Below are 24,389 nucleotides of genomic sequence, written 5' to 3' on the forward strand. Positions count from 1 at the left end.
CACACGCAGGCGCGCTCGTGGGTGCGCACACACACGCGCGCACCTGCATGAAACAACCTTACCAAAAACTCCGACCGTGACGAAAAGCCCCGGAAAGCCCTCGGCGCGCCAGCCAAAAGCCTCCGCCCCGGTGCGGCGCATCCAGGTCCGACGCTCCGGTGTGCACGGTCGCGGGGTGTACGCGCTGGTCGATCTGGCCGAGGGCGAAACCCTCATCGAGTATGTGGGCGAGGTCATCACCTGGGCCGAGGCACTCGACCGCCACCCGCACGACCCGACCGACCCCAACCACACCTTCTACTTCCACATCGACGAAGACCACGTCATCGATGCCAAGTACGGCGGCAATTCGGCGCGCTGGATCAACCACAGCTGCAACCCCAACTGCGAGGCCGAGGTGGAAGACGGCCGGGTGTTCATCCGCGCCAGGCGCAACATCCCGGCCGGCGAAGAGCTGTTCTACGACTACGGCCTGGTGATCGACGAACCCCTCACCCCCGCGCTCAAGAAGCAGTACCCCTGCTGGTGCGGCGCACCGAAATGCCGGGGCACCCTGCTGGCCCCCAGGCGCGGCGGGCGCGCCACCCGCCTCGGCTGACCCACCGCCCGGCGCGACATGCTCACGGCGCACCTCGAATCCGTCTGGCAAGCCATCGCACCGGTGCTGCCCGGTTTCACGGTCGAGCTGCTGCCCACCATCGATTCCACCAACAGCGAGCTGATGCGCCGTGCGCGCAGCGGCCTGCAGGATCCGGTGCTGCTGGTGGCCCAGGAACAGACCGCCGGCCGCGGCCGCCTGGGCAAGTCCTGGTCCAGCCCGCCCGGTCATTCCCTGGCGTTCTCGCTCGGCCTGCCCCTGGCGCCGGCCGACTGGTCCGGCCTGTCGCTGGTGGTGGGGGTGAGCCTGGCCGAATCGCTGCACCCCGATCTGCGCCTCAAATGGCCCAACGACCTCTGGCTGGACGGCCGCAAGGCCGGCGGCATCCTGGTGGAAACCGCCAGTGCCGGTGAGGCACCCGGCGCCGCACGCATGGTCATCGTGGGCGTGGGACTGAACATCGCCCGGCCTCCGGCGTCGGTGCTGTCGGCGGGTGGAGCACTCCCGCCGGTGCAGCCGGCCGGGCTGGCCGAGTGCCGCATGGGCCTCACCGACGGCGAGGCCCTGGAAGCCGTGGCGCCTGCGCTGGTCAACGACCTGCTGGCCTTCGCCAGCCTGGGCTTCGGCGCGTTTGCCGCCCGCTTTGCGGCGCGCGACGCGCTGCGCGACCGCGAACTGGTGCTCTCCGACGGCACCCTCGGCACCGGACAGGGTGTGGGTCCCGACGGCAGCCTGCGGGTGATGACGGCCCAGGGCCTGCGCGAGGTCAGCAGCGCCGAAGTGAGCGTGCGGCCATGCTGAGGGCGCTCGTCATCCTGCTGGTGCTGGCCAACCTGGGCAGTTATGCCTGGCAGACCGGCTGGCTCGCCCCCTGGGGACTGGCGCCCCGGTCGGCGCATGAGCCCCAGCGGGTGGAGCAGCAGTTGCGGCCCGAGGCCGTGCGCCTGCTCAACGGCCCGCGAACCGCGCCCGCACCGACCCTGTCGACCGCACCGCCGGTGGCGGTGGCCGACGCCGCCGCGCCCCCGGAAGCGCCCAGCGCTGCGCCTGCACCGGTCTCCGCCGCCGCTGCGTCGGCATCCGAAGCCACTGCCTGCTTCGAGGCGGGCGGCTTCGATGCGGCCCAGGCCGATCGGCTGCGGGCCGAGCTGCGGCGCATGGAGCTGCCCGAGAGCGGCTGGCGCCTGAGCGAGGTGGCCAGTGCCGGCCGCTGGATCGTCTACATGGGGCGCTACGACAACGCCGCACAGGTGAGCGCCAAGAAGGCCGAGCTGCGGGAGCTGGGGGTGGAGTTCCGCGACGTCGCCACCACCGGCCTGGCGCCCGGTCTGTCGCTGGGCACCTTCTCCAGCGAGGCAGCGGCCCAGACCGCGCTGCAGCAGGTGGTGCGCAAGGGGGTGAAGACCGCACGCGTGGCCCAGGAGCGGGCAGCGTCCACCAGCTTCAGCCTGCGCCTGCCGGCCATCACCGCCAGCCAGCGCGATCGCATCCAGTCGCTCGGTCCGGCGATCGGCAACCGTCAGCTCACGGCCTGCGCGGGCTGACGGGGCTGCGCCAGCACGCCGTCGAACCAGTCCAGTGCGTCGTTCCACAGCGCCCGGGCCTGGGGCCTGAAATAGCCCATATGGCCCACCGGGCCGATGCCGCTGCCCCGCGGATCGACCGTGACCGTGCGCACCGGGGCCTGGCGGTAGCCGGCCATGAAGGCATCCCGGGAGGCCGGTGGCGCCCAGGCATCGTCCAGTGCATTGACCGCCACGATGGGAAAGCGCACCGCGTCGAAGCGCTCGGTCACCGGCTTCATGGCCGGGTCGTCGAAGAAATAGCGCGGGTGGCGGCACCAGTCGCGCCACTGGCGGTACACGTCCAGGGGCAGATCCTCGCCCATCCCCAGCTTGCTCCAGGGCAGGTAGCCGGCCCGGCGGGTCATGAGCGGCCCCAGCACCCGCCACATGAACAGCACCCGCAGGCGCTCGAGCGGCGGCATCCAGCCGTGCCAGCCGGCGCCGGTGGCAAAGGTCCAGGCGGCCGTGACCTGGCTTGGGTCGGGCAGCAGCCCTAGGGCATGGCCACCGTAGGAATGGCCCACCAGCACCACCGGCCGCCCTTCCTTCTGCATGGCCGCCACGCCGGCCGCCAGATCGAGCCGGCCCCAGTCGAGGTAGTCCATGCGAAAGCCCTTGAGGGTGTCGGGAGCCGACAGGCCGATGCCCCGGTAGTCCAGGGTGAGGGTGTCGTAACCGCGTGCCGCCGCGTGCTCCGCAAACCGCCGGTAGAAGCCCTGCGGCACGGCGGTGGCGCCGGCCACCACCAGTGCCGGCCGGCGGGGATGCGGTTGCGCAGGCCGGTAGCGGGTGGCAGCGATGGCGTAGCCGTCGGCGGCCAGCAGGGTGAGGCGTTCGCCGGGTGTGTCGGTCGGGTTCATGGGGTGGCTCCGGTGGCGGGGGAATCGGGTCGCGCGACGGGTGCCAGCAGGTCGAGCAGGGCATCGGTGACGCGGTTCAGGGGATCGGTGCTGTGCGCCACCCGTGCCTGCAGCAGACCGCCTTCGTAGGCGGACACGATCAGGGCGGCCAGGGCGTCGGCCCGGGACGTGTCGTGGCCGGCCGACGTTAGCGCCTGAGCCAGCCGCCGGCGCAGGCGGTCGAAGGCGCGGGCCAGGGCCTGCCGCAGCGCGGTGTCGGCCGCCGTGGTTTCCAGTGCGATGGTGGCCAGCGGGCAGCCGCTCTCGAAATCGCTGGCCTGCAGCCGTCCGGTGGCGGCCTGAAGCCACTGCCGCGTGGCCTGCAGCGGGTCGGGCTGGCGGGCCAGCAGCTGGTCGAGGCCGGTTTCCATGCGGTCGACCACCTGCTCGATGGCGGCCACCGCCAGATCGGCCTTGCCCCCCGGAAAGTGGTGGTAGAGCACGCCCTTGGGCGCACCGGCCTGCTGCAGGATGTCCGACAGGCCGGTGCCGTGGTAGCCCCGCCGGCGCAGGGCATCGGTCATGGCAGCGATCAGGCGGTCGCGCGTGCCGGGGGTCGGCGCGGCGGCGGCAGGAGGGCGTGTTTCGGGCGACATGGCGCAAATCTATAGACCGGTCGGTCTAGTGTCAAGCCGGTCGGTGATGGGCCGGTCACGGAAACGACAAAGGCGCCCGAAGGCGCCTTTGCATCACAAAGTTGGCGGGTGCTTACTTGGCGACGACGCGAACCATCTCCAGGCACTTGTTCGAGTAGCCCCACTCGTTGTCGTACCAGCTCACCACCTTGATGAAGGTGCCGTCCAGCGCGATGCCGGCATCGGCGTCGAAGATGGAGGTGCGGGTGTCGCCGCGGAAATCGGTGGCCACCACCTTGTCCTCGGTGTAGCCCAGCACACCCTTGAGCGCGCCCTCGGACTGGGCCTTCATCTCGGCCTTGATCTCGTCGTAGGTCGCGGGCTTGTCGAGCTCCACCGTCAGGTCGACCACCGACACGTCGGAGGTCGGCACGCGGAAGGACATGCCGGTGAGCTTCTTGTTGAGCGAGGGGATCACCACGCCCACGGCCTTGGCGGCGCCGGTGGAGCTGGGGATGATGTTTTCCAGGATGCCGCGGCCGCCGCGCCAGTCCTTGTTGGACGGGCCGTCCACCGTCTTCTGGGTGGCGGTGGCGGCGTGCACCGTGGTCATCAGGCCGCGCTTGATGCCCCACTTGTCGTGCAGCACCTTGGCGATCGGGGCCAGGCAGTTGGTGGTGCACGAAGCGTTGGAGATGATGGCCTCGCCCTTGTAGGTGTCGTGGTTGACGCCGTACACGAACATGGGGGTGTCGTCCTTGCTGGGGGCCGACAGGATGACCTTCTTCGCGCCGGCGTCCAGGTGCTTCTGGGCGGTGGCCTTGTCCAGGAACAGGCCGGTGGACTCGATGACGACGTCGGCGCCAACCTCGTTCCACTTCAGGTTGGACGGATCGCGTTCCTGAGTCAGGCGGATCTTCTTGCCGTTGACGATGAGGGTGTTGCCCTCGACGCTGACCGTGCCCTTGAAGCGGCCATGCACGCTGTCGTACTGCAGCATGTAGGCCAGGTAGTCGGGCTCCAGCAGATCGTTGATGGCCACCACCTCGATGTCGGCGAAATTCTGGATGGCGCTGCGCAGCACGTTGCGGCCGATGCGGCCGAAGCCGTTGATGCCGATCTTGATGGTCATGTCGGGTCTCTCCTGGAGGGGTGGTTCAAAGGGGGTTGATCACTTCGCGAGCACGGCACGCACCGTGTCCGCCACGTTCTGTTCGGTGAAGCCGAAGTGCTGGAACAGCACCGGCGCCGGGGCCGATTCGCCGTAGGTGTCGATGCCGACCACGGCCGACACGCCGTACTTCCACCAGCCGTCGGTGGAGCCCATCTCGACCGCCACGCGCGGCAGGCCGGCGGGCAGCACCGACTTCTTGTAGGCCACGGTCTGGCGGTCGAACACGCTGGTGCTGGGCATGGAGACCACGCGCACCGCCACCTTGTGCTCGCGGGCCAGCCGCTCCTGCGCCTTGAGCGCGAGCTGCACCTCGGAGCCGGTGGCGATGATGACCGCCTGGGCCTTCTTCTTCAGGCCCACATGCGCCGGCTCGGACAGGACGTAGGCGCCCTTGCTGATGTCCGACAGGTCGGACTTGGGCGCGTAGGGCAGGTTCTGGCGCGACAGGCACAGTGCGCTGGGGCGGCTGGCGTTCTGCAGCGCGACGGCCCAGGCCACGGCGGTCTCGGCGGTGTCGGCCGGGCGCCAGACGTCCAGATTGGGGATGAGGCGCAGGCTGGCCACATGCTCGATGGACTGGTGGGTGGGGCCGTCCTCGCCCAGGCCGATGGAGTCGTGGGTGAACACATGGATGACGCGCTGCTTCATCAGCGCGGCCATGCGGATGGCGTTGCGGCTGTAGTCGCTGAAGGTCAGGAAGGTGCCGCCGTAGGGGATGTAGCCGCCGTGCAGGGCCACGCCGTTCATGATGGCGGCCATGCCGAACTCGCGCACACCGTAGTTGATGTGGCGGCCTTGCTGGCCGGCCTCGTTGCGCTGCACGTCACCGGCCAGGTTGAAGCGCAGGGCCGGGGTGTGGCTGGTGTTGGTGAGGTTGGAGCCGGTGAGGTCGGCGCTGCCGCCCAGCAGCTCGGGCAGCGCGGCGGTGAAATGCTCCAGCGCGATCTGGCTGGCCTTGCGGCTGGCCACGGTCTCGGCCTTGGTGTGGGCGGCCACGGCTGCGTCGACGGCAGTCTGGGCAAAGTGGCGCGGCAGCTCGCCCTTCATGCGGCGGGTGAACTCGGCGGCCAGCTCGGGGAAGGCGGCCTGGTAGGCGGCAAAGCGCTCGTTCCAGGCCTGCTCGGCGGCCTGGCCCTTGGCTTTGGCGTCCCAGGCGGCGTACACCTCGGCCGGCACCTCGAACGGCGCATGGCTCCAGCCCAGGGCCTCGCGGGTCAGTGCGATCTCGGCGGCGCCCAGCGGCTCGCCGTGGGCCTTGGCGGTATTGGCGCGGTTCGGGCTGCCCTTGCCGATGTGGGTCTTGCAGATGACGATGGTCGGGCCGTCGGCATGGCGGCGTGCGTCGGCGATGGCGCGCTCCACGGCGTCGGCGTCATGGCCGTCGATGGGGCCGATCACGTTCCAGCCGCAGGCGGCAAAACGCAGCGCGGTGTTGTCGATGAACCAGGGCGTGACCTGGCCGTCGATGGAGATGCCGTTGTCGTCGTACAGCGCGATCAGTTTGTTGAGCTTCCAGGCGCCGGCCAGCGCGATGGCTTCGTGGCTGATGCCTTCCATGAGGCAGCCGTCGCCCAGGAACACATAGGTGTGGTGGTCCACGATGGCATGGCCGTCGCGGTTGAATTCGGACGCCAGCAGCTTCTCGGCCAGCGCCATGCCCACGGCGTTGGTGATGCCCTGGCCCAGCGGGCCGGTGGTGGTTTCCACGCCGGGGGTGATGCCCACCTCGGGGTGGCCGGCGGTCTTGCTGTGCAGCTGGCGGAAGTTCTTCAGCTCGCCGATGGGCAGGTCGTAGCCGGTGAGGTGCAGCAGCGCATAGATCAGCATGGAGCCGTGACCGTTGGACAGCACGAAGCGGTCGCGGTCGGCCCAGTGCGGGTTGGCCGGGTTGTGGCGCAGATGACGGCCCCACAGCGCCACGGCCATGTCGGCCATGCCCATGGGCGCGCCGGGGTGACCCGAGTTGGCGGCCTGCACCGCGTCCATGGCGAGGGCCCGGATGGCATTGGCCTGGGTCTGGGCAGAGACGGGGGCGGTGGGGAGGGCGTCGGTCATGGCGGCATCGGATGAGGAGGGCCGCTCGGGCAGCGGCGGGGCCGCCGGGGCCGGCGGTCGCGAAAAACCGGGATTTTATCGGGCCGGGCTGCCACCCATAATCGAACCCACCGTCCTGCCCAGCCGCCGCCCATGCCCCCACCCTTGCCCAGCAGCCCTGTGCCCGCCCCTTGCGCCATGGTGCTGGCCGCCGGCCGCGGCATGCGCATGCGACCGCTGACCGACCACACACCCAAGCCCCTGCTGCAGGTGCACGGCCGGCCGCTGATGCAGTGGCCCATGGACGCCCTGGCCGCCGGCGGCGTGACCCGCTTCGTGGTCAACACCGCCTGGCTGGGTGAACAGATCGGCATGCACTGTCGGCAATGGCAGGCGCGGCACCCGGGTGTGGCGCTGCAGATCTCCGACGAAGGCACCGATTTCGGCTATGCGCTGGAAACCGCCGGCGGCATCTCGCGGGCGCTGCCGCTGCTGGACGAGGTGTTCTGGGTGCTGGCGGCCGACGTGTACGCCCCCGGCTTTGCCTTCGACCCGCAGGCGGTGGCCCGTTTTGCCGCCGGGGATGCGCTGGCCCACCTGTGGCTGGTGCCCAATCCGCCGCACAACCCCCGGGGCGACTTCGGGCTGGATGCGCAAGGCCGCGCCCTCAACGGCGATGGCCCCGACGGCACCCGCCTGACCTACAGCACCTTCGGCCTGTACCGGCGCGCCCTGTTCGAGCCGCCCTGGTGCGACATCCACCCGGGCAACCCCCAGGGCACGGCCGCACCGCTGGCACCGCTGCTGCGCCGGGCCATGGACGCCGGCCGGGTGACGGCGAGCCGCTTCGACGGCGCCTGGACCGATGTCGGAACGCCCGAGCGGCTGGCCGAACTCAACGCCACCGCACCGGACATGTGAACCGAAATGGGCCGACAATCCGGCCCATGGACGCCACCCCCCACTTCGCCCTGTATGCCGAACGCCGCGCCCGCGTGGCGGCCCAGCTCGGTCCCGGCGGCATCGCCGTCGTGCCCACTGCACCGGAACGTCCGCGCAACCGCGACAGCGACTTCCTCTACCGGCACGACAGCTATTTCTACTACCTCACCGGTTTCACCGAGCCCAACGCCTGGCTGGTGATCACCGCCGAAGGCCACAGCACGCTGTTCTGCCAGCCCAAGGACCTGGAGCGCGAGATCTGGGACGGCATCCGTCTGGGCCCGCAGGCCGCGCCCGCCGCGCTGGGTGTCAACGAAGCCTTCGCGGTGGACGAACTCGACCGCCGCCTGCCCCGCCTGCTGGAGAACCGCAGTGCCGTGTGGTTCCCGTTTGCCACCCACGAAGGGCTGGAGGTCCGCGTGGAGGGCTGGCTGCGCCAGGTGCGCGCCCGGGTCCGCTTCGGTGCGCTGTGCCCGCAGACGCAGCACGACCTGTGCGGCGTGCTCGACGAGATGCGGCTGATCAAGGACGCGCACGAGCTGGCCATCATGCGCCGGGCCTCGCAGATCAGCGCCCGGGCCCACATCCGCGCCATGCAGAAGAGCGCTGCCATGCTGCGCGCCGGCCAGGACGTGCGCGAATACCACCTCGACGCCGAACTGCTGCACGAGTTCCGCCAGCACGGCTCGCAGTACCCGGCCTACGGCAGCATCGTGGCGGCCGGCGCCAATGCCTGCGTTCTGCACTACCGGGCCGATGCCGCCCCCATCCGCGACGGCGAGCTGGTGCTGATCGATGCCGGCTGCGAGCTCGACGGCTATGCCAGCGACATCACCCGCACCTTCCCGGCCAACGGCCGCTTCAGCGGCCCGCAGCGCGCGCTGTACGACCTCGTGCTGGCCAGCCAGGACGCCGCCGTGGCGGCCACCCGGCCCGGCATGCGCTTTGTCGATCCGCACGAGGCCACCGTGGCGGTGCTGGCCCAGGGCCTGCTGGACCTGGGCCTGCTCGATGGCAACAAGGTCGGCAACGCGCAGGACGTCATTGCGAGCCGCGCCTACTTCGCCTTCTACATGCACCGCACCGGCCACTGGCTGGGCATGGACGTGCACGACTGCGGCAGCTACGTGGAGCCCGCCGAGCTCGGCACGGTCAGCGAGCGGCGCGACCCGCTGTCGGGCGAGACCATCCGCGACCGGCCCAGCCGGGTGCTGCGGCCCGGCATGGTCCTGACCATCGAGCCGGGTCTGTACGTGCGGCCGGCCGAAGGCGTGCCCAGCGAGTTCTGGAACATCGGCATCCGCATCGAGGACGACGCGGTGGTCACGCCCGAGGGCTGCGAGCTCATCACGCGCGACGTGCCGGTCAAGGCCGACGAGATCGAAGCGCTCATGCGCGGCTGACATGGCAGCGGACCCGTCGGCCGCCATGCGTGTGCTGCACGTCTGCATCGGCCAGGCCCGGCCACTGATCATCGGCAGACGCAGCTTCCTCTCGGCCATCGGCAAGACCGCCGTCGAAGGGCCGGTGGCCCTGGGCCCGCTCGGCCTGGAGGGCGATGAACAGGCCGACCCCAGCGTGCACGGCGGCCTGGACAAGGCGGTCTATGCCTACCCGCAGGAACACTACCCGTTCTGGCAGGCCCAGCGCGGCGGCCTGCTCGACGACCCGCTGCCGCCGGGGGCCCTGGGCGAGAACCTGCTGGTGCAGGGTCTGTTGGAGAACGCGCTGTGGATCGGCGACGAACTGCACCTGCCCGATGCGGTGCTGCGCATCACGGCGCCACGCGAACCCTGCTTCAAGTTCAACGCCCGCATGGGCCTGAAGGACGCGGGTCAACGCATGATGGACGCGCTCAACCCGGGCTTCTACCTGTCGGTGGTCCGGCCCGGCCGGATTCAGGCCGGTGATCCGGTGGAACTGCGCCCCGGTCCGCGCGGTCTGCGGGTGGACGAGGCTTTTGCCGCCCGCCGGCTCAAACACCTGCGGGACTGAGATTCCCCGCCGAAATGTCACAAGCCCTGCGACCCCGGGGTGCGGACTGGATTACCGGGTTTTCCCGGGTCCGAACTTAGAATGCGAATTCTGCTTTCACATGGCAGGAATCCACACGCCAGGAGACACCGGATGAACAAGGACAACAGCCCCGAGAACAAACGCGCCGAGCTGCGCCGTGCCGCACTCGAGTACCACGAGAAACCGGTGCCGGGCAAACTGGCGATTGCCGCCACCAAGCAGCTCACCAACCAGCGCGACCTGGCCCTGGCCTACTCGCCGGGTGTGGCGGCTCCCTGCGAAGAGATCGTGGCCGACCCGGTCAACGCCTTCAAGTACACCAGCCGCGGCAACCTGGTCGCCGTCATCACCAACGGCACCGCCGTGCTCGGCCTGGGCGACATCGGCCCGCTGGCGGCCAAGCCGGTGATGGAGGGCAAGGCGGTCCTGTTCAAGAAGTTCTCCGGCATCGATGTGTTCGACATCGAGATCAACGAAAAGGACCCGGACAAGCTGGTCGACATCATTGCCTCGCTGGAGCCCACCTTCGGCGGCATCAACCTCGAGGACATCAAGGCCCCCGACTGCTTCTACGTGGAGCGCAAGCTGCGCGAGCGCATGAAGATCCCGGTCTTCCACGACGACCAGCACGGCACCGCCATCGTGGTGGGTGCGGCCATCCTCAACGGCCTGAAGGTGGTGGGCAAGGACATCAGGCAGGTCAAGCTGGTCACCTCGGGCGCCGGTGCTGCCGCCCTGGCCTGCCTGGGCCTGCTGGTCAAGCTGGGCCTGCCGCGCGAGAACATCTGGGTGACCGACCTGGCCGGCGTGGTGTACGAGGGCCGCACCGAGCTGATGGACGAGGACAAGATCCAGTTCGCGCAGAAGACCGAGCAGCGCACCCTGGCCGAGGTGATCGCCGGCGCCGACATCTTCCTGGGCCTGTCGGCCGGCGGCGTGCTCAAGCAGCCGATGGTGAAGTCCATGGCCGAGCGCCCGCTGATCTTCGCGCTGGCCAACCCCAACCCCGAGATCACGCCGGAAGACGTGAAGGCCGTGCGCGACGACGCCATCATGGCGACCGGCCGCACCGACTACCCGAACCAGGTCAACAACGTCCTGTGCTTCCCCTACATCTTCCGGGGTGCGCTGGACGCCGGCGCGTCCACCATCACCGACGCGATGGAGATCGCCGCGGTGCACGCGATTGCCGAGCTGGCCCAGGCCGAGCAGAGCGAGGTGGTGGCTGCTGCCTATGCCGGCGAGAAGCTGGCCTTCGGCCCCGAGTACCTGATTCCCAAACCGTTCGACCCGCGCCTGATGATCAAGATCGCGCCGGCTGTGGCCCAGGCAGCCGCCGACAGCGGCGTGGCCCTGCGTCCGGTGACCGACATGGCCGCCTACCGCGAGAAGCTGCAGAGCTTCGTGTTCGCCTCCGGCACCATCATGAAGCCCATCTATGCAGCGGCCAAGGTGGCGGCCCGCAAGCGGGTGGCCTATGCCGAGGGCGAAGAGGAACGGGTGCTGCGGGCCTGCCAGATCGTGGTGGACGAAGGCCTGGCCCGCCCGACGCTGATCGGACGCCCGGCGGTGATCGCCCAGCGCATCGAGAAGTTCGGCCTGCGCCTGCGCGAGGAGCTCGACTACGACGTGGTCAACGTCGAGCAGGACAACCGCTACCGCGACTTCTGGCAGACCTACCACCGCATGACCGAGCGCAAGGGCGTGACCCAGCAACTGGCCAAGATCGAGATGCGCCGCCGCCTCACCCTGATCGGCGCCATGCTGCTGCACAAGGGCGAAGTGGATGGCCTGATCTGCGGCACCTGGGGCAACACCCACAACCACCTGGAGTACATCGACCAGGTGATCGGCAAGCGCGTCGGCGGCAGCCCGCGCACCCCGCAGGACATCCCGGTGTACGCCTGCATGAACGGCCTCATGCTGCCCGGCCGGCAGGTGTTCCTGGTCGACACCCATGTCAACCACGACCCGACCCCGGAACAGCTCTGCGAGATCACGGTCATGGCCGCCGAGGAGATGATGCGTTTCGGCCTGCAGCCCAAGGTGGCCCTGCTGTCCCACTCCAACTTCGGGTCGTCCAGCCAGCCTTCGGCCGTCAAGATGCGCCGCACCCTGGAGCTGCTCCGCGAACAGGCCCCGTGGCTGGAAGTGGACGGCGAGATGCACGGCGACGTGGCCCTGGACGCCGATGCCCGGGCCGCCCTCATGCCCAACTCGACCCTCAAGGGTTCGGCCAACCTGCTGGTGCTGCCGAACATGGATTCGGCCAACATCGCCTACAACCTGCTCAAGACGGCGGCCGGCGGCAACATCGCCATCGGGCCGGTCCTGCTGGGTGCCGCACAACCTGTGCACATCCTGACGGCCAGCGCCACGGTGCGCCGGATCGTCAACATGACAGCCCTCACGGTGGCCGACGCCAACGCCTCGCGTTGAGCCTCTCCACGCAAGCGGGCACCAACTTAGCAAGGGCCTGATGGCCCTTCCGGGTGCCCGCTTTTTGTGCAATAACTTGCATTTCCGGGCTGGTTAGGGCACACTCGCGGTCTTGAATTTCAGGGTAAACCCGCCTCTCTCCATCGCATTGGAGATGGCGGGTTGATCACTTCAGGAGCAGCGAACGTTCATGGGTCTGTGGCAGATCCGTCCCCAGCGCAGCGGCGGCCGGCACCGGGCCGGCAAGGGCTTCAAGGCGGCGTTGGCGGCGGCACTGGCAGCAGGGCTGACCGCGGTACTGAGCACCATCGTGGTGCAGGCCCGCACGCCGGATCCGACGCCCTCGAGCGCCGTCACCGGGACCACCATCGCGTTGTCCGGGCTGCCGGTCCAGGGTCAGCAGGTGATGGGTCAGATCCTGCAAGGGGGCCCGTTCCGTTATGAAAAGGACGGAACCGTGTTTTTCAACCGCGAACGGTTGCTGCCCCGGGAGAAGCGGGGTTATTACCGGGAATACACCGTGCCCACCCCAGGGCTGAAGCATCGGGGGGCGCGGCGTATCGTCTGCGGCGGGCAGGAGCCCCGGCAGCCGGATGCGTGTTACTACACCGAGGACCACTACGCCAGCTTCCGGCTGATCGTGCGGTGACCCCGGGGTCGTTGGATCTTTAACTTTGACTGTGGAAAGAAGCGCGGAGATGGACACGCCACTTCGTAATGTACGAACCAACATCGTTCAGTCGATTCGCGCCTTCGGCGTGAAGGAACTGCAGGCTGCCGCCGAACAGCTGGGTCATCACTTCCTCTACGCCAACCTGGCCAAAGCACAGAGCAAGCAGGACGTCCTGGAGCTGATCGCTGCGCAGTACACCTTGCCGCCGCACTTCGGCAAGAACTTCGACGCCCTCTACGACTGCATGACGGACATGGTGCACAAGTCGGGTCCGCAGACCGGCTTCATCGTGGTGCTGGAGCACATCCCGGCCCACTCCAAGTTCGACAAGGAAGCCCGCGAGCAGCTGCTCGACATCTTCCGCGACACCGCCGACTACTGGTCCGACCGCCGCATCCCGTTCCGCTGCTTCTACTCCTTCTCGGTGGCCCGCACGCCCAAGGGTGAAGAGCCGATCGAGGTGCAGAGCGAGGAGCCCATGCCCACCGACAAGATCCTGGACGTGAGCCCCATGGCGCTGCGCATGAGCAGCCCGTTCAATGCCGGCTACTGGCTCAACGCCGCCTGAAGCCCGTGACCTGATGAAAAAAAGCCGCTGAGCCCAGCGGCTTTTTTTCATGCCTGGACGGCCTGGGTGAGCGCCACGTATTCGGCCACCGGCACCTCTTCGGCGCGGCGCTGCAGATCGAACCCGCCGGCGAAGCCGCGCGCATCGAGCCAGCGGCCCAGGGTGTTGCGCAGGATCTTGCGGCGCTGGCTGAAGGCGGTCTGCACCAGCTCGCCGTACAGACCGACATCGATGGCCGGCGGCTGCGCCAGCGGCACCATGCGCACCACCGCGCTGTCCACCCTGGGAGGCGGATCGAAGCTGCCGGGCGGCACGAACAGCACGTTCTCCATGGCGTAGCGCCACTGGAGCATGACAGACAGCCGCCCGTAATCGGCGGTGGCCGGTGCCGCCACCATGCGGTCGATCACCTCTTTCTGCAGCATGAAGTGCTGGTCGCGCACCACCGCCACATGGTCGAGCAGGTGGAACAGGATGGGCGTGGAAATGTTGTACGGCAGGTTGCCGACGATGCGCAGCGATCCCGGGGCCTGAAGCCGCTGCGCCAGGGCCGTGATGTCGACCTTGAGGATGTCGGACTCCACCACCTCGAGCTGCGGATGGGCCCGCAGCCGGGCGGCCAGATCGCGGTCGAGCTCGATGACGGTCAGCCGCCCCAGGCGTTCCACCAGCGGCTGCGTCAATGCGGCAAGGCCGGGACCGATCTCGACCACCGGTTCACCCGCCACCGGGGCGATGGCGGCCACGATGGCGTCGATGATGCCGTGGTCGGTCAGGAAGTGCTGGCCGAAGCGCTTGCGGGCAACATGGCTCACAGCTGGGGTTCTTCGCGGATCTCGACGTAGGCGCGGGCCCGGAGGTCGCGCGCCCACAGCTCCAGCGCTTCGGCGGCCTTCTTCTCGCGCACGATGTTGCGCACCGTCTCGCGCTGGTCGCGCTGGCTCAGTGCCTGCTGGCGACGCTCGTCCACCCGGATGAGGTGCACCCCGAAGCGGGAGACCAGCGGCGCGGACAGTTCGCCCGGCTTCAAGGCATCCATGGCCTGCTCGAACTCCGGCACGAACTGGCCCGGCGAGGCCCAGCCCAGATCGCCGCCACCGGCAGCCGATCCGTCGGCGCTGTGCTCGCGGGCCAGGTCCTCGAACCGGGCCTGACCGGACTGGATCTGCTGGCGGTACGTGTTGAGCCGCTCGATGGCCTGGGCCTGGCTGAGCTGGGCGGATGGCCGCAGCAGGATGTGACGGGCCCGGGTCTGGGTCACGGTGGCATCCACGCCGGCGGTGCGCTTCTCGACCACCTTGAGCACGTGGAAACCGGCCGGGCTGCGCAGGGGACCGGCCACGCCACCCACCGGCAGATCCTTGACGCCGTTGACGAACAGCTCGGGCAGGCGACTCGACGGTCGCATGCCGAAGGTGCCGCCCCGGGCGCGCTCGGGTGCGTCGGACATCTCGCGCGCCACGACGGCAAAGTCCTCCCCGGCCCGCACGCGCCGGGCGGCCTCGTCGGCCTTGGCCCGCAGCGCCTGCACCTGGGCTTCCGACGCGCCCTCGGGCACCGCCACCAGCACATGGCCCAGGTTGAGTTCCAGCGCATCCGGGTTGTTGGCCGGGCGCTGGTCGCGCAGGTGGTTGTCGATGTCGGCTTCACTGACCGTGACCTTGTTGATCACTTCGCGCTCCTGCAGGCGCTGCAGGGTGAGCTCGCGGCGGATGTCGGCTCGGAACTGGGCGATGTCGATGCCGGCGTCCTGCGTCAGGCGACGCCGGAATTCGTCGCGGCTGAGCTGGTTCTGGGCCGCCACAGCCTTCTCGGCCTCGTCGACCTCGTTCTCGTTCACACGGATGCCGACCTCGGCGGCGTGCTGCATCTGCGCGCGCTCGGTGATCAGCAGCTCCAGCACCTCGGCCTGCAGCTGCTCGCGCGTGGGCTGCGGGCCGCCGCGCTGGGCCAGCTGCTGCGCGATGCGCTGGGCACGCCGGCGGATCTCGCTGTTGGTGACCGGCTCGGAATTGACCAGCGCGACGATGAAGTCGGCGGTGCGGGCGGCCGTGGGTGCGGCGGCCGGGGCACGCGTGTTCTGGGCCAGGGCCGGGCCGGCCACCAGCAGGGCGGCCAGAGCCAGGGCGGACAGTCGGGACAGGGAGGTGCGATCAGTCATAGTTCTGGAACCGGCTGGGTGACGGCAGGGTCTCTTCGCGCAGGTACTGGTAGCGCGGGACGTTGTCCCTGAGGGTCTGCAGGGGGCTGGACCCGATGCGGGAGAAGCCGTTGAATTCGAGCTGGAACAGGATGCGTTGGGCGGCGGTGGCGGCGCTGCGCTGCAGACGCTCCAGGACGATGCGCCCGATCCAGCAGCCGCCATCGTACTCAAAGCCCGCCACCAGATCGACCACCTTGCGGTCGGGCACGCTGTAGTTGATGCGGCCCACGCTGTACCAGCGCCCCGGGCCCAGGGCCTGACCGGGCGTGGCCCGGCCGGGCGCCGCGTCGGACCAGGGCAGGCTCAGCGGCCATTGCCAGCCCACGTCGAACTGCTCGCTGCTGCCGCGCTGCAGGCGGTAGGCCGCGCTCAGCACGCGGTACGGCCCCGGCATGTAGCGGGTCAGGAGCGTGGTGCGCACCGAGTCCTTGATGGTCGGGTTGTACTGGAAGTTGGTGTCGACCAGCCACTGCGGCGTCCATTGCACCCGGGCGGCCAGCAGCACGTCGCTGAAGCGCTCGGTGACCGGCGCTCCACCAGGCAGGAAGACGTTCTGGTCGCGCAGCAGGTAGCGCTGGGCCAGGCCCAGCCGCACGATTTCGGCGCCGTCGCGCGGATCGAGCAGACGGGAACTCACGCCCACGGTGAGTGCACGCGAATCGGTGATGCGGTCGTTGCCGCCGAACACGTTGTCGCTGAAGATGGACGCGAAGTTGAAGTCCACCGCCGCCGAGTCGTAGTTGGGCAGCAGGCTCTGGTCGCGGAACGGTGTCCAGGTGAGGTAGGCGCGGGGTTCCAGCGTCTGCACGAAGTTGCGGCCGAAATAGCGGGCATCGCGCTCGAACACCAGGCCGGTGTCCAGACTGACGGTGGGCAGGGCGCGCGACGCCGAGGTGGCGCCGTTGGTCAGCGGCCGATCGAACTGGTACTGGGTGAGGTGCAGCTTGGCCCCCGGCTGGATGAACCAGCCCGGGCTGCGCCAGCGGCGCGAGAGGCTGGCGATGGCCAGGCTGCGCGAGCCGTTGGGCTGGTCGATGGCAAAACGCAGGTCCCGCTCGAAGCGCGTGTGCTCCAGGTACAGCGACGGCTTGATGCCCTGCCAGCGACCGCCCTCGGTCTCGCCCGGGCCATAGCTGGCGATCAGCGACGGGATGCGGTCGTAGGGGGGCGTGATCGGCGCCGTGACGTCCTGCAGCGTCTGCCAGGTGTAGGCGCCGGCGCTGTAGCTCCAGGCGCCGCTGCCGCCGGACAGCACAGCGTCGCTGGGCAGCAGGCGGGTGGTCAGCGTGGGCAGGGTACGCGGAAAGTCGCGCCAGTAGTCGTCGTCGCTGACCCGGTTGAGGTTGAGGTTCAGGCCCAGCGAGCCCCGGCCCCCGGCGCGGTTGAGCGCACCCGCGAGGTTCTGCAGGTGCTGCAGCGAGTAGCCCCAGCGGTCCTGGTTGCGCAGGGAGTCCGACGGCATGTAGGAGCCTCGCACCTGGCCGTTGAAGTCGGGCTGCAGGTAACGGAACTCCGCGCCCAGGTCAACGCCCCGCTTGGACAGCAGCGTGGGATAGAGCGTGAGGTCGTAATTGGGCGCCAGGTTCAGGTAGTACGGTACCGTGACCTCCAGACCGCTGATGCTGTCCAGCCCGATGCTGGGCGGCAGGAAACCCGACTTGCGTGTGTCGGACAGCGGAAAGGTGAGGTAGGGCGCGCCCAGGATGGGCACGCCCTGGAACTCCAGCACACCGCCGGTGGCGCGGCCGGTCTCCTCGACATTGTCGAACTCGATCTTGCTGGCACGCACCATCCAGGCCGGCATCCAGTCGGCACCGGGCGTGCGCGGACAGGTGGAGTAACGGGCGTCGTAGGCCACCGCGTTGTCCTTGTCCAGGAAGTCGACCCGGCTGGCATCACCCTGCCCGCCGTTGCTCAGCAGCTGGAACGAGGGCTGGAAGAAGGTGCCCTTGAAGGTGTCGGTGTTCAGGCGCAGTTCGGGGCCGCTGAAGCGGTCGCCATTGCGGTTGATCATCACGTCGCCCTCGGCGCGCGAGTCACCGGTGGACGCGTCGTACTCCAGGCGCTGCGCGCGGATCACGCTGTTGTGTCGCCGCAGTTCGGCGTTGCCTTCGACGACGGTGTTCGACTCGGTCTGACCTTCGATGCGGTCACCGCTGACGAAGGTGGGCGCTTCCTGAACGGCGCCGGGATCCAGCCGTTCGGAGAGTTGCGGGCTGGGGCGCAGCTGCAGCGACTCGACGCTCTGCGCCTGCGCGGCCACCCCCAGCAGACCGCCGGCCACACAGGTGCCCAACCAGCGCACGGCAGCAGTCACGGGCCGCACCGGACCGGGCTCGGCATCAGGAATCGGGGGCAGTGGCGCGCGGCGTTTCAAGGGGAGGCCGATGGGGCGTTTGTAGAATCGACGGCCATTATCCTATGGCCCCTGCCGGGGTCCCGCCGCTCCCCATGACCTCCTCCATTTCTGCTGTCGCCTGGGCCGACCCGCAACGGGAGGCCGCCTTCAGCGCCTGGCTGCAACCGCTGGCCGAGCGCCACGGTCTGGTCGTCGCCAGCCTGCGTCCGGCCTCGGCCGATGCCAGCTTCCGGCGTTATCTGCGCATCGACGCGGCCGGCGGATCCAGCCTGATCGTCATGGACGCGCCGCCGGCCCAGGAGAACTGCGAGCCCTTCGTGCGCATTGCCGGCCTGATGCGCGAGGCCGGCCTGCGGGTGCCGCAGATCCTGGCCTGGGACGAGGCGCAGGGCTTCATGCTGCTCGACGACCTGGGCCACCAGACCCTGCTTGACGTGATCCTGCCCGAGCAGCCGGCGGCCAACCTGCCGGCCTACCGCGCCGCCGTGGAGTCGCTGCTGGCCTGGCAGGTCGCCTCGCGGCCCGGCGTGCTGCCGCCTTACGACGAGGCGCTGCTGCGCCGCGAACTGCAGCTGTTCCCCGACTGGTACCTGGGCCGCCACAAGGGCATCACCTTGCAGGGCAGCGCGGCCGAGATGCTGGGCAGGACCTTCGACACCATCGTGCAGCGGGTGCAGGCCGCGCCCCAGGTGTTCGTGCACCGCGACTTCATGCCGCGCAACCTGATGGTGCTGCGCGAGCCGGGCAGCACGCCGGCCACGCAGCTGGGTGTGCTGGACTTCCAGGACGCGGTGCACGGCCCGGTCACCTACGACATCGCCAGCCTGATGCGCGACGCCTTCCTGAGCTGGGACGAGGACTTCGTCATCGATGTGACGGTGCGCTACTGGGAGAAGGCCCGCAAGGCCGGCCTGATGGACTTCGAGGACTGGCACAGCGATTTCGGCGCCTTCTACCGCGCGGTGGAATGGATGGGCCTGCAGCGCCACCTGAAGGTGGCCGGCATCTTTGCGCGCATCACGCTGCGCGACGGCAAGCCCAAGTACCTGGCCGATGCGCCGCGCTTCATCGGCTACATCCGTGCCACCGCCCACCGCTACCGCGAGCTCGGACCCCTGCTGCGCCTGATCGACGAGGTGGAAGGGCTTCAGGCCGCTTCCGGCTTCGCCTTCGGCCGGGTCTGAAGCTGCCCCCGATGCCGCGCCTGTACTGCCCCGCCCCGCTGACCGCCGGGGCCGAGATCGATCTGCCCGAGGGGGCGGCCCGCCATGTACAGGTGCTGCGCCATCAGCCGGGCGATGCCATCACCCTGTTCGATGGCCGGGGCGGTCAGTGGCAGGCGAGCGTGCTGAGCATGGGCCGCAGCCGGGTGCAGGTGCGGGTGGAGCGCCATGAGCCGATCGAGCGCGAAGCGTCACGGCCGGTGTGGCTGGCCCTGGGCATGCCGGCCAACGAGCGCATGGACTGGCTGGTGGAGAAAGCCACCGAGGTCGGCGTGGCCGGCATCGTTCCGCTGCACACGGCCCACGGCGTGCTTCGCCTGCAGGGCGAGCGGGCCCGGAAGAAGCAGGCGCACTGGCAGGCCGTGGCCCAGGCCGCCTGCGAACAATGCGGCCGCAACCGGCTGCCCGAGGTGCAGCCGGTGCAGGAACTGTCGCGCTGGCTGGCCGCGCCGCAGTCCGGCGATCCGGCGGACAGCCCGCTGCGCTGCGTGCTGTCGCTGGCCGAAGGCACCCGGCCACTGACCCAGGTGCTGTCCGAGGTGGCAGCGGACCGTCCGGTGGTGTTCCTGAGCGGTGCCGAAGGCGGCCTGTCCCCGGCGGAGGACGCCCAGGCCCGCACGGCCGGTTTCCTGCCGGTCACCCTGGGGCCGCGCATCCTGCGCGCCGAAACGGCGGCACTGGCGGCCCTCAGCCTGGCCGTACTCTAGGGCGGTCAGCGGTCGGGCGGGACCAGCCGGTCCAGCCAGGTGCGCAGTGCGTCGGTGACCGGGGCGTTGTCGGCCTCGTTGAAGATCTCGTGGTAGAGGCCGTCAAACCGGCGGGCCTGCACCCAGCGCGAAGGTGCAGCGCTGGCGAAGCGGTGACTGCCCTGGGGATCGACCAGGCGGTCATCGCCGGCATACAGCAGCAGCGTGGGCAGGTTCCACTGCGGGGCCGAGGCCAGCACGCGCGGGCCTCGGGTCTGGATGAAGCGGGCCAGCCGCGCGCTGATGCGGTCGTGCACCAGACGGTCGCGCTGGTAGGCCTGCACCACCGCAGCGCTGTGCGAGATCTTGCTGGCATCCAGCCCGTTGCCCAGGGCCAGGTCGGGCGCCACCCGCAGCATCAGGTCCAGCAGCCGGCGCTTGATCCAGCCGATGCCGGGGTCCAGCGCCGGGGACGACAGCACCAGCGCATCCACCAGGGGCCGCGCCGCACCCAGGTGGCGCTGCACATAGGCCGCCGACACCAGGCCACCCATGCTGTGTCCCAGCAGGATCAGCGGGCACGACCACGGCGTGGCAATGTGATGGCGCGTGTCTTCGACCAGCTCGTGCAGGTCGTCCAGCAGCGCGTCTTCATAGGGGATGCCGCCATGCGGACCGGCCGATTCGCCGTGACCTCGCTGGTCATACGCCCGGACCGCGAACCCCCATTCGTTGAGCTGCTGGGCCAGCGGGTCGTAGCGCCACGCATGCTCGCCCAGCCCGTGCACGATCAGCACCACGCCGCGCGGCCGCCAGCGCATGGGCAGGGGCCAGTCGTACAGGGCGAGGTTGAGGCCGTCGCGCAGGACGAAGGGGGCCTGGGTGGTGTCGGTCACGTCGGGCTCCGACCGGTCAGGGCATGCGGGCGATCACCTGGGCCACGCTGGCGGTCAGCCGCCGGGCGTAATCCAGATGCAGGAACTCGTTGGGGCCGTGGGCATTGCTGCGCGGCCCCAGCACGCCGCAGACCATCATCTGCGCCGTGGGGAAGCCCTGGCTGAGCAGGTTCATGAGCGGGATGGTGCCCCCCTGCCCGATGGTGCCGCAGCCGGCACCGAAATGCGCCTGGGAGGCGTCCTGCAGGGCCTGCTCGAACCAGGGCGTGGTGGCGGGCGCGTTCCAGCCGCTGGCCGCGCCTTCGCCTTCGAAGGTGACACGGGCCTGGTAGGGCGCGTTGTCCTCCAGCAGCGCCTTGAGCTGCTGCACCGCCTGGGCGGCGTCCACCAGCGGGGGCAGGCGCAGGCTGAGCTTGAAGGCGGTGTAGGGCCGCAGCACGTTGCCGGCATCCCTGAGCGCCGGCAAGCCCTCGGCGCCGGTGACGCTGAGCGTGGGCCGCCAGGTGCGGTTGAGCAGGGCCTCCACCGGGTCGGTGGTGGTGGGCAGGGCAAACACGGTGGAGCCGCCGCAGTCGTGGTGGGCCCACGGAAAACGCCGGTGCAGCTCGTCGCCCAGGATGGCGGCCGTGGCCCGGGCCTGAGCGACGCGCTCGGCCGGGATCTCGCAATGGAACACCGAGGGCAGCAGGCGACCGGTCGCACTGTCCTCCAGCCGGTCCAGCACCTGCCGCATGATGCGGAAGCTCGATGGCACCACGCCCGAGGCGTCGCCGGAATGCACGCCTTCGGTCAGCACCTCCACCTTGAGCACGCCGCTGGCCATGCCGCGCAGGCTGGTGGTGAGCCACAGCTGGTCGTAGTTGCCGGCGCCGCTGTCCAGACAGATCACCAGACCGACATCGCCCAGGCGCGAGCGCAATGCATCCACGTACGGAAGCAGGTCGAACGAGCCGCTCTCCTCGCTGGTCTCGATCAGGCCGACGATGCGCGGATGGGCCACGCCCTGCGCCTGCAGGGCCTCGATGGCCGCGATGCTGGCGTACACCGCATAACCGTCGTCGGCGCTGCCGCGCCCGTAGAGCTTGCCGTCCTCGATCTTGGGCGTCCAGGGACCCAGGTCATTGCGCCAGCCATTGAATTCGGGCTGCTTGTCCAGATGGCCGTACATCAGCACCGTCTGGCCCGACGCAGGCGCGGGCGTGCCGTCGCGGCCGGCGCTGGCGGGCAGTTCGAAGAACAGCACCGGGGTGCGCGGACGGCCCTGGGCATCGTCGAGGCGGATCACCTCCAGCGACAGGCCGGGCACACGGCGGGCAGCCACCCAGTCGGCGGCGTCCTGCAGCACCCGGTCGATCAGGCCGTGACGGGCCCAGTCGGGATCGAAAGCGGGGGATTTCGCCGGCACCTCCACATAGCGCACCAGCGCGGGCAGGATGTGGTCCCGCCAGTGGGCATCGACATGGGTCTGCAGGGTGTCGGCGTTCAGCACGCCGGCAGGCAAGGGGGCGTTCATGGGCGTCTCCTGACACGGTGGCACCGGCCACCGCGCATACACCCAACCAGTATAGGGACGGGACGATCAGGCCTGCTGCAGTCGGAAAACCCGCACCACCGAGGCCAGGCGTTCGGCCTGCTCCTTCAGGCTCTCGGCCGCGGCGGCGCTCTGCTCCACCAGCGCCGCGTTCTGCTGCGTCATCTGGTCGAGCTGGCTGACGGCAGAGTTGACCTGACCGATGCCCTGGGACTGGTTCTGGGCCGCAGCGGTGATGTCACCGATGAAGCTGGACATGCGCTGGGCGTTGTCCACGATCTCGCCGATGGTCTGGCCGGCATGGCTGACCAGCCGGGAACCTTCGCCGACCTTGGACACGCTGGCGTCGATCAGGCCCTTGATCTCCTTGGCCGCCTGCGCGCTGCGCTGCGCCAGGTTGCGCACCTCGCCGGCCACCACCGCAAAGCCGCGGCCCTGCTCGCCGGCCCGCGCGGCTTCCACCGCCGCGTTGAGCGCCAGGATGTTGGTCTGGAAGGCAATGCCGTCGATGACGCCGATGATGTCGCCGATCTTCTGGCTGCTGCGCTGGATGTCGTCCATGGTGGTCACCACCTGGGACACCACCTCGCCGCCCCGCGTGGCCACCTGGGCATTCGCGCGGGCCATGTCGCTGGCCTGGCGGGCGGCATCGGCACTCTGCTGCACCGTGTCGTTGATCTGCTCCACGCTGGCCGCCGTCTGCTGCAGGCTGCCGGCCGCCTGTTCGGTGCGGGTGGAGAGGTCCTGGTTGCCGGTGGCGATCTGGGCACTGGCGGTGCTGATGCTCTCGGTGGTGCTGCGCACCTCGCCGACGATCCGGCCCAGCGAACCCTGCATCTCGCCCAGGGCCTTCAGGAGGTCGGCCAGCTCGTCGCGGCCGGTGACCTGCACGCCCCGCGTCAGGTCGCCGCCGGTGATGGCCGTGGCCACGGCCCGGGCCTCGTCCACCGGGCCACAGATGCTCTGCATGTTGGCCAGCGTGGTGGGCACGACCACCAGCACCGCCACCAGCAGCACGCCGCCGAAGATCCAGAAGATGGTGGCGGCCGTGCTGCGATCGGCCGCCAGCTGGGCCTCGGCCTCGCTGGCGATGATGGCGGCCACCTTGTCGAGGTTCTCCACCATGGACTGGTATTCCTGGTGGGCCGGGGCCAGCACACGGTTGGCCACGGTGGCCGAGTCGTAGCCACCGACCTCGAGTTGTGCGGCCACCGGCTCCATGGCCTTGGCATAGACCGACAGCTGCACCAGCATCTTCTCGATGATGACGTTGTCGTCGTCGGCATCGCCTTCGGTCATGCCGCGCAGTTCCTGCTCGGTGCGCGACAGCGCGGCCTTCCAGGCCGCGAAGGATTCGCGGACCTTCTCGGCCTTCTCGTAGTTGATGATCATGTCGCGCTCGTGGCGGCCCAGATCACCGATCGCCACCCGGGCCCGGGAGAGCGTGACCGACTCGGCGTACGCATGTTCGGCAAAGTGCTCGTTGCCCGCCTGCAGCCGGGCCATGCCCCACAGACCGGCGCCGCCGATGACGGCCAGCAGGGCCAGCACCACAGCGATGGCGCCCAGCATGCGGGTACGGATGGAGAACTGGCGCATCAAGGCTTGCATGGGAACCCTCCTGGGTGAATCGGGGGCGGCAGGATCAGAAACTTTCCCAGTCGCCTTCGGCGGTGGCGGTCGCCGCAGCGGGCGTCGGCGCGGCAGCGGCCCGCTTGGGGGTCGCAGGCGCACGGGGCGCTGCTGCCTGCGGCGCTGCCGGGGTCTTGGGTCGGACGGCCGCTGCCGGGGTCGGTCGGGCCGGGGGCGTCGGGCGCGAAGCGACCGTCGGGGCCACGCTGGCCGTCGGTGCTGCCGAGTAGGCGGCGGCGGACGCCTCCAGGCGGAAGACCTGCACCACCTCGGCCAGGCGCCTGGCCTGGTCCTTCAGGCTCTCGGCCGCGGCCGCGCTCTCTTCCACCAGCGCCGCGTTCTGCTGCGTCATCTGGTCGAGCTGCGCCACCGCCGT

20 protein-coding genes and 2 pseudogenes are annotated in these 24,389 nt (G+C 69.7%); 11 read left to right on the forward strand and 11 right to left on the reverse strand.

Annotated elements, in window-relative coordinates; translation table 11 throughout:
* The first annotated feature begins 76 nt into the window (after positions 1–76).
* Genes CAP38_RS12270 through CAP38_RS12280 form a run of 3 tightly spaced genes read left to right on the forward strand, consistent with a single transcriptional unit; the run spans position 77 to position 2,142 of the window.
* A complete protein-coding gene (locus tag CAP38_RS12270; protein ID WP_143435824.1) occupies positions 77–598 on the forward strand; it encodes an SET domain-containing protein in 522 nt (173 codons plus the stop codon).
* Between the two features lie 18 nt (positions 599–616).
* Entirely contained in the window at positions 617–1,399 is a 783-nt protein-coding gene (locus CAP38_RS12275) for a biotin--[acetyl-CoA-carboxylase] ligase (RefSeq protein ID WP_086121683.1), read from the forward strand.
* Positions 1,393–2,142, forward strand: a complete 750-nt coding sequence (locus CAP38_RS12280) for an SPOR domain-containing protein (protein ID WP_086121684.1) — start codon at positions 1,393–1,395, stop codon at positions 2,140–2,142. Before CAP38_RS12275 ends, CAP38_RS12280 begins: the two co-directional genes overlap by 7 nt.
* On the opposite strand, the gene CAP38_RS12285 is transcribed toward CAP38_RS12280, so the two are convergent.
* From CAP38_RS12285 to tkt, 4 genes are all read right to left on the reverse strand, one after another.
* Positions 2,118–3,023 carry an alpha/beta fold hydrolase gene (locus tag CAP38_RS12285; RefSeq protein WP_086121685.1) on the reverse strand — a complete coding sequence of 302 codons (906 nt, stop codon included), beginning with the start codon at positions 3,021–3,023 and terminating at the stop codon, positions 2,118–2,120. The genes CAP38_RS12280 and CAP38_RS12285 overlap by 25 nt on opposite strands.
* Positions 3,020–3,658, reverse strand: coding sequence for a TetR/AcrR family transcriptional regulator (locus CAP38_RS12290; protein ID WP_086121686.1), 639 nt, complete (start codon positions 3,656–3,658; stop codon positions 3,020–3,022). Before CAP38_RS12290 ends, CAP38_RS12285 begins: the two co-directional genes overlap by 4 nt.
* Before the next feature lie 112 nt (positions 3,659–3,770).
* Positions 3,771–4,769 carry a type I glyceraldehyde-3-phosphate dehydrogenase gene (gap, locus tag CAP38_RS12295; protein ID WP_086121687.1) on the reverse strand — a complete coding sequence of 333 codons (999 nt, stop codon included), beginning with the start codon at positions 4,767–4,769 and terminating at the stop codon, positions 3,771–3,773.
* Positions 4,770–4,808: 39 nt separating this feature from the next.
* Positions 4,809–6,866 carry a transketolase gene (gene tkt / locus CAP38_RS12300; RefSeq protein ID WP_086121688.1) on the reverse strand — a complete coding sequence of 686 codons (2,058 nt, stop codon included), beginning with the start codon at positions 6,864–6,866 and terminating at the stop codon, positions 4,809–4,811.
* A 132-nt stretch (positions 6,867–6,998) separates the two neighbouring features.
* Here tkt and CAP38_RS12305 point away from each other — a divergent pair, with 132 nt between their 5' ends.
* The 6 genes and pseudogenes from CAP38_RS12305 to CAP38_RS12330 all read left to right on the forward strand — a co-directional run.
* Complete coding sequence (locus CAP38_RS12305; protein WP_256924440.1) at positions 6,999–7,766, forward strand: nucleotidyltransferase family protein; 768 nt, start codon at positions 6,999–7,001, stop codon at positions 7,764–7,766.
* A 26-nt stretch (positions 7,767–7,792) separates the two neighbouring features.
* Positions 7,793–9,190, forward strand: a complete 1,398-nt coding sequence (locus CAP38_RS12310; RefSeq protein WP_086121690.1) for an aminopeptidase P N-terminal domain-containing protein — start codon at positions 7,793–7,795, stop codon at positions 9,188–9,190.
* A 1-nt stretch (position 9,191) separates the two neighbouring features.
* Positions 9,192–9,782 (forward strand): MOSC domain-containing protein, encoded by a 591-nt coding sequence (locus CAP38_RS12315; protein ID WP_256924441.1) that lies wholly within the window; start codon positions 9,192–9,194, stop codon positions 9,780–9,782.
* 132 nt (positions 9,783–9,914) lie between these two features.
* A complete protein-coding gene (locus tag CAP38_RS12320; RefSeq protein WP_086121691.1) occupies positions 9,915–12,242 on the forward strand; it encodes an NADP-dependent malic enzyme in 2,328 nt (775 codons plus the stop codon).
* A gap of 190 nt (positions 12,243–12,432) precedes the next feature.
* Positions 12,433–12,891, forward strand: coding sequence for a ribonuclease domain-containing protein (locus tag CAP38_RS12325; protein ID WP_086121692.1), 459 nt, complete (start codon positions 12,433–12,435; stop codon positions 12,889–12,891).
* A gap of 49 nt (positions 12,892–12,940) precedes the next feature.
* Positions 12,941–13,336, forward strand: a pseudogene (locus CAP38_RS12330) (barstar family protein); the annotation flags it as partial.
* A 194-nt stretch (positions 13,337–13,530) separates the two neighbouring features.
* Here the strand turns inward: CAP38_RS12330 and rsmA are convergent.
* Genes rsmA through CAP38_RS12345 form a run of 3 tightly spaced genes read right to left on the reverse strand, consistent with a single transcriptional unit; the run spans position 13,531 to position 18,003 of the window.
* The gene (rsmA, locus tag CAP38_RS12335; RefSeq protein WP_086121694.1) at positions 13,531–14,298 is read right to left on the reverse strand and encodes a 16S rRNA (adenine(1518)-N(6)/adenine(1519)-N(6))-dimethyltransferase RsmA; all 768 of its coding nucleotides are present in this window, start codon (positions 14,296–14,298) and stop codon (positions 13,531–13,533) included.
* Positions 14,295–15,644 carry a peptidylprolyl isomerase gene (locus tag CAP38_RS12340; protein ID WP_086121695.1) on the reverse strand — a complete coding sequence of 450 codons (1,350 nt, stop codon included), beginning with the start codon at positions 15,642–15,644 and terminating at the stop codon, positions 14,295–14,297. The genes rsmA and CAP38_RS12340 overlap by 4 nt, the downstream gene beginning before the upstream one ends.
* Positions 15,637–18,003 (reverse strand): LPS-assembly protein LptD, encoded by a 2,367-nt coding sequence (locus CAP38_RS12345; protein WP_256924442.1) that lies wholly within the window; start codon positions 18,001–18,003, stop codon positions 15,637–15,639. The genes CAP38_RS12340 and CAP38_RS12345 overlap by 8 nt, the downstream gene beginning before the upstream one ends.
* Positions 18,004–18,137: 134 nt before the next feature.
* Here CAP38_RS12345 and CAP38_RS12350 point away from each other — a divergent pair, with 134 nt between their 5' ends.
* Positions 18,138–19,229: an aminoglycoside phosphotransferase family protein gene (locus tag CAP38_RS12350; RefSeq protein ID WP_179188542.1), complete on the forward strand. Its 1,092-nt coding sequence runs from the start codon at positions 18,138–18,140 to the stop codon at positions 19,227–19,229.
* Between the two features lie 11 nt (positions 19,230–19,240).
* Entirely contained in the window at positions 19,241–19,975 is a 735-nt protein-coding gene (locus CAP38_RS12355) for a 16S rRNA (uracil(1498)-N(3))-methyltransferase (protein ID WP_086121697.1), read from the forward strand.
* Between the two features lie 5 nt (positions 19,976–19,980).
* Here the strand turns inward: CAP38_RS12355 and CAP38_RS12360 are convergent, their stop codons facing one another.
* The 4 genes and pseudogenes from CAP38_RS12360 to CAP38_RS15395 form a co-directional block, all read right to left on the reverse strand.
* On the reverse strand, positions 19,981–20,850 hold the full coding sequence (locus CAP38_RS12360) for an alpha/beta hydrolase (protein ID WP_256924443.1): 870 nt from the start codon (positions 20,848–20,850) through the stop codon (positions 19,981–19,983).
* A gap of 16 nt (positions 20,851–20,866) precedes the next feature.
* Complete coding sequence (locus CAP38_RS12365; protein WP_086121698.1) at positions 20,867–22,363, reverse strand: M20 family metallopeptidase; 1,497 nt, start codon at positions 22,361–22,363, stop codon at positions 20,867–20,869.
* Between the two features lie 66 nt (positions 22,364–22,429).
* The gene (locus CAP38_RS15570; protein WP_086121699.1) at positions 22,430–23,992 is read right to left on the reverse strand and encodes a methyl-accepting chemotaxis protein; all 1,563 of its coding nucleotides are present in this window, start codon (positions 23,990–23,992) and stop codon (positions 22,430–22,432) included.
* Between the two features lie 34 nt (positions 23,993–24,026).
* Positions 24,027–24,389: pseudogene (locus CAP38_RS15395) on the reverse strand (hypothetical protein); the annotation flags it as partial.

Origin of the sequence: Hydrogenophaga sp. IBVHS2 (assembly GCF_002127215.1) — a bacterium.
Classification (GTDB): domain Bacteria; phylum Pseudomonadota; class Gammaproteobacteria; order Burkholderiales; family Burkholderiaceae_C; genus Hydrogenophaga.